Annotated in this window: 13 protein-coding genes; 8 read left to right on the forward strand and 5 right to left on the reverse strand. The window is 72.7% G+C overall.

The annotated features are described in order from the left end of the window. The first annotated feature begins 21 nt into the window (after positions 1 to 21). Positions 22 to 609 (forward strand): hypothetical protein, encoded by a 588-nt coding sequence (locus tag ACGFYH_RS27085; RefSeq protein ID WP_393805779.1) that lies wholly within the window; start codon positions 22 to 24, stop codon positions 607 to 609. An 86-nt stretch (positions 610 to 695) separates the two neighbouring features. Here ACGFYH_RS27085 and ACGFYH_RS27090 read toward each other — a convergent pair whose 3' ends face one another. Further along, positions 696 to 2126, reverse strand: a complete 1431-nt coding sequence (locus ACGFYH_RS27090; RefSeq protein ID WP_393805780.1) for a diaminopimelate decarboxylase — start codon at positions 2124 to 2126, stop codon at positions 696 to 698. 218 nt (positions 2127 to 2344) lie between these two features. Between ACGFYH_RS27090 and hutU the strand changes: the two genes are divergently transcribed. Genes hutU through ACGFYH_RS27115 form a run of 5 tightly spaced genes read left to right on the forward strand, consistent with a single transcriptional unit; the run spans position 2345 to position 8186 of the window. Next, positions 2345 to 4045: a urocanate hydratase gene (gene hutU / locus ACGFYH_RS27095; protein ID WP_393805830.1), complete on the forward strand. Its 1701-nt coding sequence runs from the start codon at positions 2345 to 2347 to the stop codon at positions 4043 to 4045. Further along, positions 4042 to 5259 carry an allantoate amidohydrolase gene (locus ACGFYH_RS27100; RefSeq protein WP_393805781.1) on the forward strand — a complete coding sequence of 406 codons (1218 nt, stop codon included), beginning with the start codon at positions 4042 to 4044 and terminating at the stop codon, positions 5257 to 5259. The genes hutU and ACGFYH_RS27100 overlap by 4 nt, the downstream gene beginning before the upstream one ends. After that, positions 5256 to 6605: a formimidoylglutamate deiminase gene (locus ACGFYH_RS27105; protein ID WP_393805782.1), complete on the forward strand. Its 1350-nt coding sequence runs from the start codon at positions 5256 to 5258 to the stop codon at positions 6603 to 6605. Before ACGFYH_RS27100 ends, ACGFYH_RS27105 begins: the two co-directional genes overlap by 4 nt. Before the next feature lie 41 nt (positions 6606 to 6646). Next, complete coding sequence (hutI, locus tag ACGFYH_RS27110; protein WP_393805783.1) at positions 6647 to 7822, forward strand: imidazolonepropionase; 1176 nt, start codon at positions 6647 to 6649, stop codon at positions 7820 to 7822. A gap of 46 nt (positions 7823 to 7868) precedes the next feature. After that, a complete protein-coding gene (locus tag ACGFYH_RS27115; protein WP_393805784.1) occupies positions 7869 to 8186 on the forward strand; it encodes a hypothetical protein in 318 nt (105 codons plus the stop codon). A gap of 97 nt (positions 8187 to 8283) precedes the next feature. Here ACGFYH_RS27115 and ACGFYH_RS27120 read toward each other — a convergent pair whose 3' ends face one another. Beyond that, positions 8284 to 9210 (reverse strand): RNA polymerase sigma factor SigF, encoded by a 927-nt coding sequence (locus ACGFYH_RS27120; RefSeq protein WP_393805785.1) that lies wholly within the window; start codon positions 9208 to 9210, stop codon positions 8284 to 8286. 240 nt (positions 9211 to 9450) lie between these two features. Between ACGFYH_RS27120 and ACGFYH_RS27125 the strand changes: the two genes are divergently transcribed. After that, positions 9451 to 9828: an STAS domain-containing protein gene (locus ACGFYH_RS27125; protein WP_055417279.1), complete on the forward strand. Its 378-nt coding sequence runs from the start codon at positions 9451 to 9453 to the stop codon at positions 9826 to 9828. Between the two features lie 196 nt (positions 9829 to 10024). Continuing rightward, positions 10025 to 10609, forward strand: a complete 585-nt coding sequence (locus tag ACGFYH_RS27130; protein ID WP_393805786.1) for an ATP-binding protein — start codon at positions 10025 to 10027, stop codon at positions 10607 to 10609. A gap of 106 nt (positions 10610 to 10715) precedes the next feature. On the opposite strand, the gene ACGFYH_RS27135 is transcribed toward ACGFYH_RS27130, so the two are convergent. From ACGFYH_RS27135 to ACGFYH_RS27145, 3 genes are read right to left on the reverse strand one after another with little or no spacing between them, the layout of a single operon-like run. Beyond that, positions 10716 to 12176, reverse strand: coding sequence for an APC family permease (locus tag ACGFYH_RS27135; RefSeq protein WP_393805787.1), 1461 nt, complete (start codon positions 12174 to 12176; stop codon positions 10716 to 10718). Then, positions 12173 to 13741 carry a GMC family oxidoreductase gene (locus tag ACGFYH_RS27140; protein ID WP_393805788.1) on the reverse strand — a complete coding sequence of 523 codons (1569 nt, stop codon included), beginning with the start codon at positions 13739 to 13741 and terminating at the stop codon, positions 12173 to 12175. The genes ACGFYH_RS27135 and ACGFYH_RS27140 overlap by 4 nt, the downstream gene beginning before the upstream one ends. 36 nt (positions 13742 to 13777) lie before the next feature. After that, positions 13778 to 15244: an aldehyde dehydrogenase family protein gene (locus tag ACGFYH_RS27145; RefSeq protein ID WP_393805789.1), complete on the reverse strand. Its 1467-nt coding sequence runs from the start codon at positions 15242 to 15244 to the stop codon at positions 13778 to 13780. Between the last annotated feature and the right edge of the window lie 212 nt (positions 15245 to 15456).

A 15456-nucleotide genomic window follows, 5' to 3' on the forward strand; every position in this document is an offset into this window, starting at 1 on the left:
GAACGGAACGGGAGGCAGGACGTGGCGCGCGGAGGACAGGTGGGGCTGGCTCGGGTCGCCGTGGTCGTACGGGCGGGCGCGGCGCCGCTGTGGTGGCTGGGCGTTTTCGCGGCGGGCATCGGCGTGCTGGTGCCGGGACTCACCGGACGCCGGATCGGGGTACTGTCCGGTGCCGCGCTCTTCGTCGTCGCCGCGGCGGTCGTGGCGTACGCGCGCCGACGGCGCTACACCGCCCTGGCCGGTTCGGCCGTCCGCGCGGGCAGGCACGACGTGCTCCAGGACCGCCGGGTGACCCTGCGCAACTGGCGCAGGGGCCACCGCTGGTGGCTGCTCCTCGCCTTCCTCGCCGCCCTCGGCAGCGCCTTCGCCGTGCCCGCCGCGGCCGGACTGCTGATGGCCGGCTGCGGTGCCGGGCTGTGGCTGAAGTCCGCCTGGATCGGCCGCCGCGAGCAGTCCCGGGACGCCCTGCTGTGGGTCCGCGTGGACTGGCTCGCCGGCAACACGGGCCGCCCGGCGGGCAAGGCGGTCAGGGCCTACCGCAGCACGGGCATCGCGGCGGGCGACGCGGCGCCCGGCGGGGCGAGGCGAAAGACGGCGGCACTGGCCTGACCGGCGGGGGCACGGTGCGGTGGCGAGGCGCGCGGCACCCGCCGAGGGCGTGGGAAACCGCGCGCCCGCCACGGCGAACGCGCGGCCTACTCACCACCCGCGCCCTCACGGCGGAAGGCTCCGGTCAGCGCGTCGACGTACTCCCCTCCCGCCTCGGCCACGATCTCCTCGACGGCCTGCGCCCCGCGCACAGTGGCGAAGGCGACACCCGCCGCCCCCTGCGCGGCGAAGCCGTGGACCGCCGGCCGCGCCAGCGAGTTGTACGCGTAGTGGTGCGCGAAGTAGTACGCGCCCGTGTCCAGCGCCGCCGCGTAGTCCCCCTGCTCAAGCAGGGGCACGGCCCTGCCGACGGCCAGCAGGTCGCCCGCGAAGCACGCGGGTCCCGCCACGTCCTGCACCACGTCGGGTCCCTCCTTCGGCCGCCCCTCGGCGCTGTACGCGGCGATCCGCAGCGGCCACGCCCCCGGCGCGTACACCGTCCGGGTGGCGACCTGCACGCCCGCGTGCGTGACCGCGACCGGCCGTCCCCCGGCGCTCTTGGCGTACTCCACGCGCGCCACGATCGTGCCGTGCTTGGCCAGCAGCGACCGCCCGAACTCGGTGACCAGCCCGTACCGTCCGTCGAACAGCCCCGGCACCGCCTCGCTCAGCACGCGCGCGTACTCGGCGTACGTCGGTGTCGTCTCGTCCGACCCGAAGTTCACCGGGAGACCGCCGCCGATGTCGAGCGTGTCGACCTGCCGGCGGCCGGCCCGCTCGTTGATCTCCTCGGCGAGCGCGTACGTCTCGCGCACCCCCTCGGCCATCAGGGCCAGCGGGATGCCCTGGGACCCGGTGTGCGCGTGCAGCCGGGTCAGCCACGGCCGGTCCAGGTACGCCCGCACCACCCACGCGCGCGCCCCCTCGTCCCGCAGGGCCACCCCGAACTTCGAGGTCGCCGTCGCCGTCGACAACGCCTCGATGGAACCTCCGCCGATCTGCGGGTTCACCCGCATCCCCAGGGGCGAGGAAACGGCGGGGGACGACTTCACGAGGGCGTCGAGGCGCTCCAGCTCCTGCGGACTGTCCGCGTTGACGGCGATGCCGAGCGACAGGGCCTCCCGCAGCTCGCCCGGCGTCTTGGCGGGCGAGTCCAGCACCGTCCGCCCGGCCGGCACCCCCGCCGCCCGCGCCAGCGCCAGTTCACCCGGACTCGCCACCTCGGCGCCGATGCCCGCCTCGTGCAGCAGCCGCAGCACCGGCACCAGCGGAGAAGCCTTCACCGCGAAGGCGTGCAGCACGGGCGTCCCGGGCGCCGTCACCGCGTCGAAGGCCGCCCGCAGGGCCGCCGCCGACTCCCGTATCCCGGTGACGTCCAGCAGCCCGACGAGCGGGATCTCCGGTCCGAGCAGCCCCTGCTCGACGGCCGCCCGCACCGCCGCGTCCCGACGCGCCGCCCGCACCGCCGCGTCCCGCCGCGCCGCCCGCCCCGTGCCGGTGCCGCCGAGGCCACCGCTCGTGTCCGTGCCGTCGCTCACGCGCTCCTCCTTGCCGTCGTCGCCCGTCCCGGCTGCCTGTCCCGCGCATCCAGCCAAACACTCGCACGCGTCCGAGGCGGGACACGAACGTATTGACTAGTTCTATTCACAAAGCGAGGATATGAATATCCGCAGTAACAAATCCGTCGGGAGCAGCCACCAGGAGGCAGACCATGTCCGGACCTCGCCCGCCCGTCTCCGGCCACCACCCTCGACCGATGCCCTCCGGGTCGCTCCCTCGACCCGTCCGAGCGCCACGCGGTACCGAGCCGAGCGCCCTGGGCTGGCAGCAGGAGGCCGCCCTGCGGATGCTGCAGAACAACCTGGACCCCGAGGTCGCCGAGCACCCCGACAAACTCGTCGTCTACGGCGGCACGGGCAAGGCGGCCCGCGACTGGCGCTCCTTCGACGCCATGGTCCGCACCCTGGAGACCCTCAAGCAGGACGAGACGATGCTCGTCCAGTCCGGCCGCCCGGTCGGCGTCATGCAGACCCACGAGTGGGCCCCGCGCGTCCTCATCGCCAACTCCAACCTCGTCGGCGACTGGGCCAACTGGGAGGAGTTCCGCCGCCTGGAGGCCCTCGGCCTGACCATGTACGGGCAGATGACGGCCGGCTCCTGGATCTACATCGGCACCCAGGGCATCCTCCAGGGCACCTACGAGACCTTCGCCGCCGTCGCAGCGAAGAAGTTCGGCGGCACCCTCGCCGGGACCATCACCCTCACCGCCGGGCTCGGCGGCATGGGCGGCGCCCAGCCCCTGGCGGTCACCATGAACGACGGTGTCGTGATCTGCGTCGACTGCGACCCGCGCGCCATCGACCGCCGCATCGAGCACCGCTACCTCGACGTGAGGGCCGACTCCCCCGACCACGCCCTCCAGCTGGCCACCGAGGCCCGCGACCGGCGCGAGCCGCTGTCCATCGGCGTCCTCGGCAACGCCGCCGACCTGGTCCCGCGGCTGCTCGCCATGAGCGCCCCCATCGACATCGTCACCGACCAGACCTCGGCCCACGACCCGCTGGCCTACCTGCCCACCGACATCGCCTTCGAGGACATGGCCGACGCCGCCGCCAAGGACCCGGCCGGCTTCACCACCCGGGCCCGCGAGTCCATGGCCCGGCACGTCGAGGCCATGGTCGGCTTCCAGGACGCAGGCGCCGAGGTCTTCGACTACGGCAACTCCATCCGCGGCGAGGCCCGGCTCGCCGGGTACGACCGGGCCTTCGCCTTCCCCGGCTTCGTCCCCGCCTACATCCGCCCCCTGTTCTGCGAGGGCAAGGGCCCCTTCCGATGGGCCGCCCTGTCCGGCGACCCCGCCGACATCGCCAAGACCGACCGGGCGGTCCTCGACCTCTTCCCCGAGAACGAGTCGCTGGCCCGCTGGATCAAGATGGCGGGGGAGCGGGTCCACTTCCAGGGCCTGCCCGCCCGCATCTGCTGGCTCGGCTACGGCGAGCGCGACAAGGCCGGTGAGCGGTTCAACGACATGGTCGCGAGCGGCGAACTGGCCGCCCCGGTCGTCATCGGCCGCGACCACCTCGACTGCGGCTCCGTCGCCTCCCCGTACCGCGAGACCGAGGCGATGCTCGACGGCTCCGACGCCATCGCCGACTGGCCGCTGCTCAACGCCATGGTCAACGTGGCCTCCGGCGCCTCCTGGGTCTCCCTCCACCACGGCGGCGGCGTCGGCATGGGCCGCTCCATCCACGCCGGGCAGGTCACCGTCGCCGACGGCACCGCGCTCGCCGGGGAGAAGATCCGCCGGGTCCTCACCAACGACCCCGGGATGGGCGTCATCCGGCACGTCGACGCCGGGTACGACATCGCCGAGTCGGTGGCGGCCGAGCGCGACGTGCGGGTGCCGATGCGCGAAGGCCGCGAGGGCGGCGCCGCGCGCGAGGGTGACGGCGCGTGAGCTTCCACAGCATGTGGACGGAGCTGCTGCCGGTCGGCCGCAGCTCCGCCTCCGGCGGCTACCGCCGCCACGCCTGGACCGGCGCCGACGCCGACTGCCGGACCTGGTTCCAGGAGCAGGCCGAGGCGCGGGGCCTGGCCCACGAGACGGACCGCAACGGAAACCAGTGGGCCTGGCTCGGCGACCCGGCCGCCGGGAACGCCGTCGTCACCGGCTCCCACCTGGACTCCGTGCCCGACGGCGGCGCCTTCGACGGGCCCCTCGGCGTGGTTTCCGCCTTCGCCGCCCTGGACGAACTGCGCGGGAGGGGAGCGCGCTTCACCAGGCCGCTCGGCATCGTCAACTTCGGCGACGAGGAGGGCGCCCGCTTCGGTCTCGCCTGCGTCGGCTCCCGGCTCACCGCGGGCGCGCTCACCGCCGAGCAGGCCCGCCGCCTCACCGACGGCGACGGCATCACCCTCCCGCAGGCCATGGAGTCCGCCGGGTACGACCCGGACACCCTCGGTCCCGACCCCGAACGGCTCGCCCGCATCGGCGCCTTCGTCGAACTCCACGTCGAGCAGGGCCGGGCCCTCGACCTGTCCGGCGACCGCATCGGCATCGCGTCCGCCATCTGGCCCCACGGACGCTGGCGGTTCGACTTCCGCGGCGAGGCCAACCACGCCGGCACCACCCGCCTCGCCGACCGGCACGATCCGATGCTGTCGTACGCCCGGACCGTCCTCGCCGCCCGCCGCGAGGCCGAACTCGCCGGTGCCGTCGCCACCTTCGGCAAGGTCGGCGTCGAGCCCAACGGCGTCAACGCCGTCCCCTCCCTCGTGCGCGGCTGGCTCGACTCCCGCGCCGCCGACCAGGCGAGCCTGGACACCGTGGTCACGGGCATCGAGAAGGCCGCCCGCGAGTACGCCGCCGCCCACGGCGTCGACCTCGACGTGGAGCGCGAGTCCTTCACGCCCGTCGTCGAGTTCGACCACGCCCTGCGCGACGAACTCGGCCGCATCCTGGGCACCGGCGCGGAACTGAACGTCCCCGTGCTCGGCACCGGCGCCGGACACGACGCCGGAATCCTCTCCGGCCGCGTCCCGACCGCCATGCTGTTCGTACGCAACCCCACCGGCGTCTCGCACTCCCCGGCCGAGTACGCCGCCGAGGACGACTGCGTGGCCGGGGTGAACGCACTCGCCGACGTACTGGAAGGGCTGGCCTGCACGTGACCTCCACCGAGCGGACCCGGACGTACTGGCTGGAGCACGCGTGGCTCGGCACGCGTGTCGAGCCGGACGTCGCCCTGGACGTACGGGACGGCCGCATCACCGCCGTCCGCGAAGGTGCCGCCGCCCCGCCGCCCGGTGCCGAGATCCTGCGCGGACTGACGCTGCCGGGACTGGCGAACGCCCACTCGCACGCCTTCCACCGTGCCCTGCGCGGCACCGTCCAGATCGGCTCGGGCACCTTCTGGACCTGGCGCGAGGCCATGTACTCCGTCGCCGACCGGCTGACCCCCGAGACGTACCTCGACCTCGCCCGTGCGGTCTACGCCGAGATGGCGCTGGCCGGCATCACCACCGTCGGCGAGTTCCACTACGTCCACCACGCCCCCGGGGGCACCCCCTACACCGACCCCAACGCGATGGGTGACGCCCTGATCGAGGCCGCCGCCGACGCGGGCATCCGCATCACCCTCCTCGACACCTGCTACCTGTCCTCCGGCTTCGGCGAGCCGCCCGACACCCACCAGCACCGCTTCTCCGACGGCACGGCGGACGCCTGGGCCGAACGCTGTTCAGTTCTCAAGGAACGGGATCACGCACGGATCGGGGCCGCGATCCACTCCGTACGGGCTGTGCCCGCGGAGCAGCTGGCAACCGTGGCGCGCTGGGCCGAGGAACGGCGGGCCCCGCTGCATGTGCACCTGTCCGAGCAGACCGCCGAGAACGCCGCCTGCCGGGACGCCCACGGCCGCACACCCGCCCGGCTCCTCGCCGACCACGGCGTGCTCGGACCCCGCACCACCGGTGTCCACAACACCCACCTCACCGACGATGACGTCGCACTGCTCGGCGGCAGCCGCACCGGCACCTGCATGTGCCCCACCACGGAACGGGACCTCGCCGACGGCATCGGACCGGCGGCCGCGCTCCAGCGGGCCGGCTCGCCGCTCTCCCTCGGCTCGGACAGCCACGCCGTCGTCGACCTGCTGGAAGAGGCGCGCGCGATGGAGCTGAACGAGCGCCTGCGCACCCGCACCCGCGGCCACTGGACCGCCGCCGCGCTGCTGCGCGCCGCCACCGCCGACGGCCACGCCGCCCTCGGCTGGAACGACACCGGCCGCATCGAGACGGGAGCCCGCGCCGACCTGACGACGCTCGCGCTGGACTCGGTCAGAACAGCGGGGCCACCGCCCGGGCTCGGCGCCGAGACGGCCGTATTCGCCGCGACGGCGGCGGACGTACGGCACACGATCGTGGGCGGGCGGCACGTCGTGCGCGACGGGGCGCACACCCTCGTACCCGACGTGCCACGGGCCCTGGCGCGGGCCGTCGAAGCCCTGCGCGCGTGACCACCGCCCGATCCCGCCCCCACGAGGACGCAACGGACATCATGAGCAGCAGCACCGTCATCACCAACATCGCCGCACTCGTCACCAACGACCCCTCCCTCGGCGACCACTCCCCGCTCGGTCTGGTCCGGGACGCGGCCGTCGTCATCGACGGCGACCGCGTCGCGTGGACCGGTGAATCAAGCAAAGCACCCGCCACTGACAACCGGGTCGACGCCGCCGGCCGGGCGGTCCTCCCCGGCTTCGTGGACTCCCACTCCCACCTCCTCTTCGCCGGCGACCGCACCGAGGAGTTCAACGCCCGCATGTCCGGCCGCCCCTACAGCGCCGGCGGCATCCGCACCACCGTCGCCGCCACCCGGGCCGCGAGCGACGCGGAACTGGAGGCCGGCCTCACCCGTTACCTCGCCGAGGCCCTGCGCCAGGGCACCACGACCTTCGAGACCAAGTCCGGCTACGGCCTGACAACCGGCGACGAGTCCCGGGCCCTGCGCGTCGCCGCCCGCCACACCGACGAGGTCACCTTCCTCGGCGCCCACATCGTCGCCCCCGAACTCGCCGACGACCCGGCCGCCTACGTCGACCTCGTCACCGGCGAGATGCTCGACGCCTGCGCCCCGCACGCCCGCTGGATCGACGTCTTCTGCGAGCGGGGTGCCTTCGACGGCGATCAGGCCCGCGCCGTCCTCACCGCCGGCAAGGCCAAGGGCCTGCACCCCCGCATCCACGCCAACCAGCTCTCCTACGGCCCCGGCGTCCAGATCGCGGTCGAACTCGACGCCGCCAGCGCCGACCACTGCACCCACCTGACCGACGCCGACGTGGACGCCCTCGCCGGCGGCCGTACGGTCGCCACGCTGCTTCCCGGCGCCGAGTTCTCCACCCGCGCCCGGTGGCCGGACGCCCGGCGCCTCATCGACGCCGGTGCCACGGTCGCCCTCTCCACCGACTGCAACCCCGGCTCGTCCTTCACGTCCTCCGTGCCCTTCTGCATCGCGCTCGCCGTACGGGACATGGGCATGACGCCGGACGAGGCGGTCTGGTCGGCCACCGCGGGCGGCGCCGCGGCCCTGCGCCGCGACGACGTCGGCCGCCTCACCCCGGGCGTCTACGCCGACCTGACCCTCCTGGACGCCCCGAGCCACGTCCACCTGGCCTATCGGCCGGGTGTGCCGCTGGTCGCGGGCGTGTGGCGGCGGGGCGTGCGTAGGGTGTGAGCGCGCGTGGGCGCACGAGCGCCGACGGGAGCGGGGGACGGGACGGATGGCGAAACACTGGTGGGCGCCGTTCCTGGTGAACCTGCTGCTCGGCGTCCCGGCCGTGGTGCCGATCTGGCTCGTGTGGTACCTGCTGGTCAACTGGCCGCTGGCCGAGCCGGGGTGGACCATGCGCGAACCGACGGAGAACGACGGCATGGCGCTCTGGCTGGTGATCGTCGTCCCGGTGGTCGCGGTGTTCGGGCTGATCTGGTGGCTCGTCAACGCGCCCCTGCGGCGCCGGACCGCGCTCGCCCCGCGCTCGTTCTGGCTGCTGTGCGTCCTGGTCCCGTTGCTGCCGACGGCCGCGCTGCTCGTCGTCTGAGCCGGCGAACACCCGCCGGGAACCCCCGGGAGATCCCGAAGGGGGGCGGCCCGGTCTCGGACCACCCCCCTGGAGGGCAAGCGTCACCCGGTGAGGACTACTCCTCGACCGTGAGCCCCTTGCGCAGCCGTACGAGTGTGCGCGACAGCAGCCGCGAGACGTGCATCTGGGAGATGCCCAGCTCCTCGCCGATCTCCGACTGGGTCATGCCCGCGACGAATCGGAGGGAGAGGATCTTCCGGTCCCGCGAGGGAAGTTCGGCGATCAGCGGCTTCAGCGACTCGACGTACTCGATGCCCTCGAGCCCGTGGTCCTCGTAGCCGATGCGGTCGGTGAGCGCGCCCTCCGCGTCGTCCTCCTCCGGCTGGGCGTCCAGCGAGGAGGCGGTGTAGGCGTTGGACGCCGCCATGCCCTCGACGACCTCGTCCCTGGACAGCCCGAGGTGCTCGGCCAGCTCGGCCACCGTCGGGGCGCGGTCGAGGCGCTGGGCCAGCTCGTCACCGGCCTTGGCCAGGTCGAGCCTCAGCTCCTGGAGGCGGCGCGGGACGCGCACGGACCACGAGGTGTCGCGGAAGAAGCGCTTGATCTCGCCGATGATGGTCGGCATGGCGAACGTGGGGAACTCCACACCACGCGACATCTCGAAGCGGTCGATCGCCTTGATCAGGCCGATCGTGCCGACCTGGATGATGTCCTCCATGGGCTCGCTGCGCGAGCGGAAGCGGGAGGCGGCGAACTTGACCAGCGCGAGGTTGAGCTCGACGAGCGTGTGGCGTACGTACGCGTGCTCGTGGGTCCCTTCCTCCAGCGCTTCCAGCCGCTCGAAGAGGGTCTTGGACAGTGCCCTGGCGTCCGCCGGAGCGACCTCGTCGTACGCGGGGATGTCCGGAAGCCCGGCGAGTGCGCCGTCGTGGTCGACGACCGCGTCATGGTGCTCGATGGGATCCAGATGTTCCGGAAGGAGTGCCGACGTCGCTTGGTGGGTACGCGATCCGTCGAGCCGGGGTGACATGATGTCCTCCATCGTTCTCGGCATACGGCTGCCGAAGCCAAATACGTGCACTGCGGTGTGCGGCGCCTCCAAAGCCGGCCGTGTCGGTTTACGTGTCCTACTAGGCCTACCGGGTTTACCGAGCCGACCGCAAGTGTGTTCTGTGCGGGTATGTCCGTTTGTGTGCGGTTGTTCGGGTGTCGGAGTGCCGTGGGAAGGCGTAGTGTTCGAGGGCGTCAGTAAGCAGTCACGACCTCGGGAGAGAGAAACGGCATGGACCGCGGGACGGTCGGCAGTGCCCAGTCGGGCCGGCTTCTGGTCGAGGTGAGGGAAGAGGGCCCCAGCGCCGTCGTGACCCCGGCGGGTGAGTTGGATCACCACACCGCCGATCTGTTGCGCGAGCCGCTGGAGGACTGCCTCGCCAAGGGATTCAACCGGCTCGTCGTGGACTGCTCACGACTGGAGTTCTGCGACTCCACGGGGCTCAACGTCCTGCTCGGCGCCCGGTTGAAGGCGGAGGCCGCGGGGGGCGGAGTGCATCTGGTGGCCATGCAGCCGGTGGTGGCCCGCGTGTTCGAGATCACGGGGGCCGAAGCGGTCTTCACCCTTCACGACACGCTTGAGGCCGCGCTGGCCGACGAATCCGACTGAGCCGGTCCTTGTCCGGCCGACTGAGGGTTTCGTGCGCCTTCCGGGGCGGGCGTTCTCGCCCGCCCCGTGTTTCGTGCCGAATACAGGGGTGTTCGTACGGTCCGGTCGGGCAGGAGACACCCTGAACCGACTGTGTACGACTTTGCTGTGTACGAATTTGAAACCTGAACTGGTGAATCGGTGAGGTGAAGCGCTGATGAGCACCACCCGGCCCTACCCGCCGGGCGACCGCGGTCCGGAGCCCAGCGGCGCTTCCGGGGCGTCCCAGGGGGGCGTGCCCGCGACCGGGGAGTCCGAAGGGGACGTGTCCGCCGGGCGGGCTGCCGTGCCGGGGGAGTCCGCGCCCGCGGCTGCGTCCGAGGGCGGCGGCGGGCGGCAGGTCCGCAGACTGAGCTTCGAGGACGCGAGCGGGGTCGTCCCGCTGGCCCGTGACTTCACCCGGGAGGCGCTGCACGCCTGGGGCTGGCTGCCCTCCGCCACCGCGGACCAGCGTGCCGCCGCGGAGGACGTACTGCTCGTGGTGTCCGAGTTGGTCACCAACGCCTGTCTGCACGCCGAGGGGCCGGACGAGCTGTGGCTCGCCTGCGAGAAGAAGGTGATCCGGCTGGAGGTCTCCGACCGGGGCACGGGGCAGCCGGCACCGCGGACTCCGCACCGTGCGGGAAGGCCGGGCGGTCACGGCATGTTCATCGTGCAGCGGCTGTGCCTGGACTGGGGCGTCGTACGGACGCCGGGCGTCGCGGGGAAGCGGGTGTGGGCGGAGCTCGGGGCACCGGCGTAGCACGGGCATCCCGGCCCGGCGGACCGTACCGGCGCAGTACGGCCCTCCCGGCCCGGCAGGTCGTACCGGCCCCGGGAATCCGTCCCACCAGCGCGGACGGGTCCGTCTAGTCCGGGATCGCGATCCCCGCCGGCGCGTCGCTTCGGCCGTAGTGGTGGGTGGTGAACATGTACAGGAGCCCCACCGCCAGCACGACGCCGCCGCTGAGCAGCACGATCCAGTTGTCGTACCAGGAGACGTCCGGCGTGCGTGGCCAGGAGATGTTGATGATGGCGAAGAGACCGTAGGCGAGCGCCCCGGCGTTCACCAGCAGGCCCCAGCGCCCCAGCCGGAACTCGCCGCCCGGCCGCCATCCCTTGAGACGGGCCCGCAGCGCGGCGAGGACCACCATCTGGAACGCGGCGTAGATGCCGAGGATCGCGAACGAGACGATCTTGGTGAGGGCGTCCTCGGAGATCAGCGAGCCCACCGCGATCAGCGCGGGGATGACCGCGGCGAGCAGCAGCGCGTACTCCGGCACCGCGCGCTTCGGTGAGAACTTCCGCAGTACCCGGTGACCGATGATCATCTCGTCCCGGGCGTACGAGTAGATCAGCCGGCCCGCCGCGGCCTGCAGACTGACCGTGCAGGACAGGAAGGAGATCAGGACCACGGCCATCACCAGCCGCGCGCCGGCCTCCCCGAGGGCGTCGAAGAGCACCCGGACGACCGGGTCGGTGTCCTCGCCCCCGATCACCGCCCGGTAGTCCACGACGGCCAGCAGCAGCGTCAGACAGGTGAACGTCGCCGCCGCCCCGCCGACGTAGATGGTGCGGCGCATCGCCTTGGGGATGACCTCGCCGGGGTGCGCCACCTCCTCGGCGACGTCCCCGCACGCCTCGAAGCCGTAGTACTGGTAGAAGCCGATGATCGCCGCTCCCAGGAAGACGGGCAGATACGAGCCGTCACCGGCGGCGCCGTAGTCGTCGAAGAGGACACCGAGGCCGTGGAAACGGTGCGTGGTGAGCAGGATGACGCCGACGACGAGCGCTCCGATCAGCTCCGCGCTGAAGCCGATCAGCGCGGCCCAGGACAGGGCCTTGGTACCGGCGTAGTTGATGAGCACGGCGATGAGGATCAGCGCGATCGTGCACAGCACCGTGGTGTGCACCGTGGCGCGGTAGCCGAGCAGGATGGCGATGTAGGGCCCGGCACCGTAGGCGACCGAGGTGATCGTGACGAGCAGTGCCCACAGGTAGACCCACCCGGTCATCCACGCCCAGCGCTTGCCCCACAGCCGTCGTGCCCACGGGTAGACCCCGCCCGCGATGGGATACTGCGCGACGACCTCGCCGAAGACCAGGGCGACGAGGAACTGACCGCAGCCCGCCAGCACGAACGCCCAGATCATCGGTGGACCGCCCTCGGCGAGAGCCGTGCCGAAGAGGGTGTACGTGCTCACGACCGGGGACAGGTAGGTGAATCCGAGGGCGAAGTTCGCCCACGGGCTCATCTCCTTGCGGAACTCCGACTCGCCCTCCTGGGGGCCCGCGTCCGCGGCGCCGCCAGGCGGTCCGGGAAGAGTCACCGGTCCTCTCCTTCGGCCGGCCCGGGCCGCGGGGCCGGCCGTGCGGTGATGAGGTCGGCCGCGCGTTCGGCGGCGAGCAGGACCGTCACCATCGGGTTGATGCTCGGCATGGTGGGAAAGACGGAGGCGTCCACGACGCGCAGCCCGTCGTGCCCGCGCAGCCTGAGCTGCGGATCGAGCACCGCGAGCGGATCGTCCTCGGCGCCCATGCGGCAGGTCCCCGCCGGGTGGTACACGGTGTGCGCGGCGCGGCGCCCGTACTCGGACAGGTCCGCGTCCGAGGTCACGTCCGGGCCGGGCGCGACCTCGCGCAGCAGCCAGTCGCTGAGCGGGGCGGTGGCCGCGACCTCACGGGCGATCCGCAGCCCGTCGACGATCGTGCGCTCGTCGTGTCCGTCCGGGTCGGTGAAGTAGCGGAAGTCCAGGGCCGGTCTGGCGTCCGGGTCGGCGTTGCGCAGCCACATGCGGCCCACCGAGCGGGCGCGCGGCACGTTCGGGGTCATGCAGACGCCGTACTGGGGGACGGGGTAGCCCAGCCGTTCGGTGTTGACCGTGAACGGCACCTGGTAGAAGTGGAACATCAGGTCCGGCCGGGGGCCGCCCGCCGGGTCGCGGCGCACGAAGAGGCCGGCGTCGGAGTCCATGGCCGAGTTGGGCGGCAGCGGGCCCCGCGTCTCCCACACCATCACCGACTCGGGGTGGTCCAGCAGGTTCTCGCCGACCCCGGGCAGATCCGCGCGGACCTCGATGCCCAGGTCGCGCAGGTGGTCGGCGGGGCCGATGCCGGAGAGCATGAGCAGCCGCGGCGTGTCGATCGCCCCGGCGCACAGCAGGACCTCCGCCTCGGCCTGCAGCGTGGCGGAGGAGCCGTCCGGGTTGCGGACCTGTACGCGGGTGAAGCGTCCCTCGCCGTCGGGCAGCAGCCGGTACGCCCAGGTCTCCAGACGCAGCGTCAGGTTCGGCCGGTCCAGGACGGGGTGCAGGTAGGCGACGGAGGCCGAGGAGCGGATGTTGGTCTCCGGGTCGTACGCCAGAGAGAAGAAGCCGGCGCCGTCGGTGAAGGGACGGGCGTTGAAGTCCTCCACGACCGGGACGCCGAGGCGCGTGGCGGCCGCGGTGACGAAGTCCTGGGCGATCGCGTTGCGGTCGGCGGCGCCCACGGGAACGATCGTGTTCTGCAACCGCTGCCGGTACGGCAGGATCGTGTCGGGTCCCCAGCCGTCGCAGCCGCGGTCCACCCACTCGTCGAGGTCCTGCGGGAACGGCAGGAAGCTGATCAGCGTGTTGTGCGAGGAGCAGCCGCCGAGCACACGGGCGCGGGAGTGCAGGATGTGCGAGTTGCCACGCGGCTGTTCCTCGGTGGTGTAGCCGTAGTCGAACTCGGAGCCGAGCAGGTTGATCCAGTTGCGCAGCCGCAGGATGCGCTCGTCGCCGACATCGCTGGGGCCGCCCTCCACCACGCACACCCGGCAGGCCGGGTCCTCGCTCAGCCGCGCGGCCAGCACCGAGCCCGCCGTGCCGCCGCCGATGATCAGGTAGTCGTAGGTCGTCGTCTCGTCGTCCATGCGTCGTCCTCTCGCGCCCTTTCCCGCCCTGCCCGGTCAGCCCTTGAACCAGCCGGAAGGGGCCGGCCGCAGGTTCTGGTAGATGTGCTTGGCCTCCTGGTACTCGCGCAGTCCGGTGGGCCCGAGTTCCCGGCCGAACCCGGAGCGGCCGAAACCACCCCACTCCGCCTGGGGTACGTAGGGGTGGAAGTCGTTGATCCACACGGTGCCGTGCCGCAGCCGCTCCGCGACCCGCTGGGCGCGGCTCGCGTCGCTGGTCCAGACGCCGCCGGCCAGGCCGTACCGGGTGTCGTTGGCGAGTTCCACGGCCTCGTCCTCGGTGCGGAACCGTTCCACCGTGACGACGGGACCGAACACCTCCTCCCGCACGATGCGCATGGAGCGGTCGCAGTCGGCGTAGACGGTGGGCAGCAGGAAGAAGCCGCCGGAGAGGTCCGGGTCGTCCGGACGGCGTCCGCCGCAGACCAGGCGGGCTCCCTCCGCGCGGGCGACCTCCAGGTACCCCTCGACCTTCGCGCGGTGCTCCGCCGAGCTGAGCGGCCCGCTCTCGGTCGCCGGGTCCAGGCCGCTGCCGAGCCGGATGGCCCGCGCACGGGCGGCCAGCCGCTCCACGAAACGGTCGTGCAACCCGTCCTGCACGATCAGCCGCGAGCCGGCCGAGCAGACCTGGCCCGAGTGCAGGAACGCGGCGTCGAGCGCGTAGTCCACGGCGGCGTCGAAGTCGCAGTCGGCGAAGACCACGTTGGGGTTCTTGCCGCCCAGTTCCAGCGCGAGGTTCTTCACGCCCGGTGCGCACGCCTCCATGATCCGGCGCCCGGTGGCCAGGCCGCCGGTGAAGGAGACCAGGTCCACGTCCTCGTGGGCGGACATCGCCGCGCCCACGGTGGAGCCGGGGCCGAGCACCAGGTTGGCGACTCCGGGCGGGGCCCCCGCCTCGGCGATCAGACGGACCATGTGGATCGTGGACAGCGGGGTCGTCTCGCTGGGCTTGAGCACGAACGTGTTGCCCGCGGCCAGGGCCGGGGCGACCTTCCAGGACGCCTGGAGCATCGGGTAGTTCCACGGTGCGATCAGTGCGCAGACCCCGACCGGGTGGTAGGTGACCCGGCTGAGCACGTCCGGGCCGACGTCCACGACCCGGCCGCCGTCCTTGTCGGCGATCTCGGCGAAGTAGCGGAACGCGTTCGAGACGTCCTCCACGTCGATCCGCGCCTCTTTGAGGGTCTTGCCGGTGTCGAGCGACTCGACGTGAGCGATCTCCTCCTGGTCCCGCAGCAGGAACCGCGACACCCTGAGCAGCACGTCGGCCCGCTCCCGGGTGGGGGCCGACGCCCACCCGCCCCGGTCGAAGGCCCGCCGGGCGGCCCGTACGGCGAGGTCCACGTCGGCCTCGCCCGCCTCGTCGACCCGCTGGATGACGGACGCGTCGAACGGGTTGACCACGTCCCGTCGCGCCCCGCCCACGGCGCCGGTCCACTCTCCGTCGACGAACAGTTCCGACATCGCGGCTCCCTCGCTCTCGCACCCGTCCGGCGCCGCCGCGCCCCATCGGCACGGCACGCGCCGGTCACCAACATCGTCCGTACGGCGCGCATCGGCCGCGTGGACGCACCGGAGGGAGCAGGGGGCGGGCGGCGATCAGACCTGGTTGGGCTACAGGAACGCCGCCGGGAGGGCGTCGGGAAAGGCCGAAGGGTCACCGCGTCCACCCGGGA

The sequence above is a fragment of the Streptomyces sp. NPDC048392 genome (genome assembly GCF_043200575.1).
In the GTDB taxonomy this organism is placed as follows: domain Bacteria; phylum Actinomycetota; class Actinomycetes; order Streptomycetales; family Streptomycetaceae; genus Streptomyces.

Coding starts and splice junctions, on each gene's coding strand:
- ACGFYH_RS27115 (WP_393805784.1), top strand. CDS start 7,869: ATGGCGAAACACTGGTGGGCGCCGTTCCTGGTGAACCTGCTGCTCGGC.
- ACGFYH_RS27130 (WP_393805786.1), top strand. CDS start 10,025: ATGAGCACCACCCGGCCCTACCCGCCGGGCGACCGCGGTCCGGAGCCC.
- ACGFYH_RS27125 (WP_055417279.1), top strand. CDS start 9,451: ATGGACCGCGGGACGGTCGGCAGTGCCCAGTCGGGCCGGCTTCTGGTC.
- ACGFYH_RS27120 (WP_393805785.1), bottom strand. CDS start 9,210: ATGGAGGACATCATGTCACCCCGGCTCGACGGATCGCGTACCCACCAA.
- hutI (WP_393805783.1), top strand. CDS start 6,647: ATGAGCAGCAGCACCGTCATCACCAACATCGCCGCACTCGTCACCAAC.
- hutU (WP_393805830.1), top strand. CDS start 2,345: ATGCCCTCCGGGTCGCTCCCTCGACCCGTCCGAGCGCCACGCGGTACC.
- ACGFYH_RS27140 (WP_393805788.1), bottom strand. CDS start 13,741: ATGGACGACGAGACGACGACCTACGACTACCTGATCATCGGCGGCGGC.
- ACGFYH_RS27145 (WP_393805789.1), bottom strand. CDS start 15,244: ATGTCGGAACTGTTCGTCGACGGAGAGTGGACCGGCGCCGTGGGCGGG.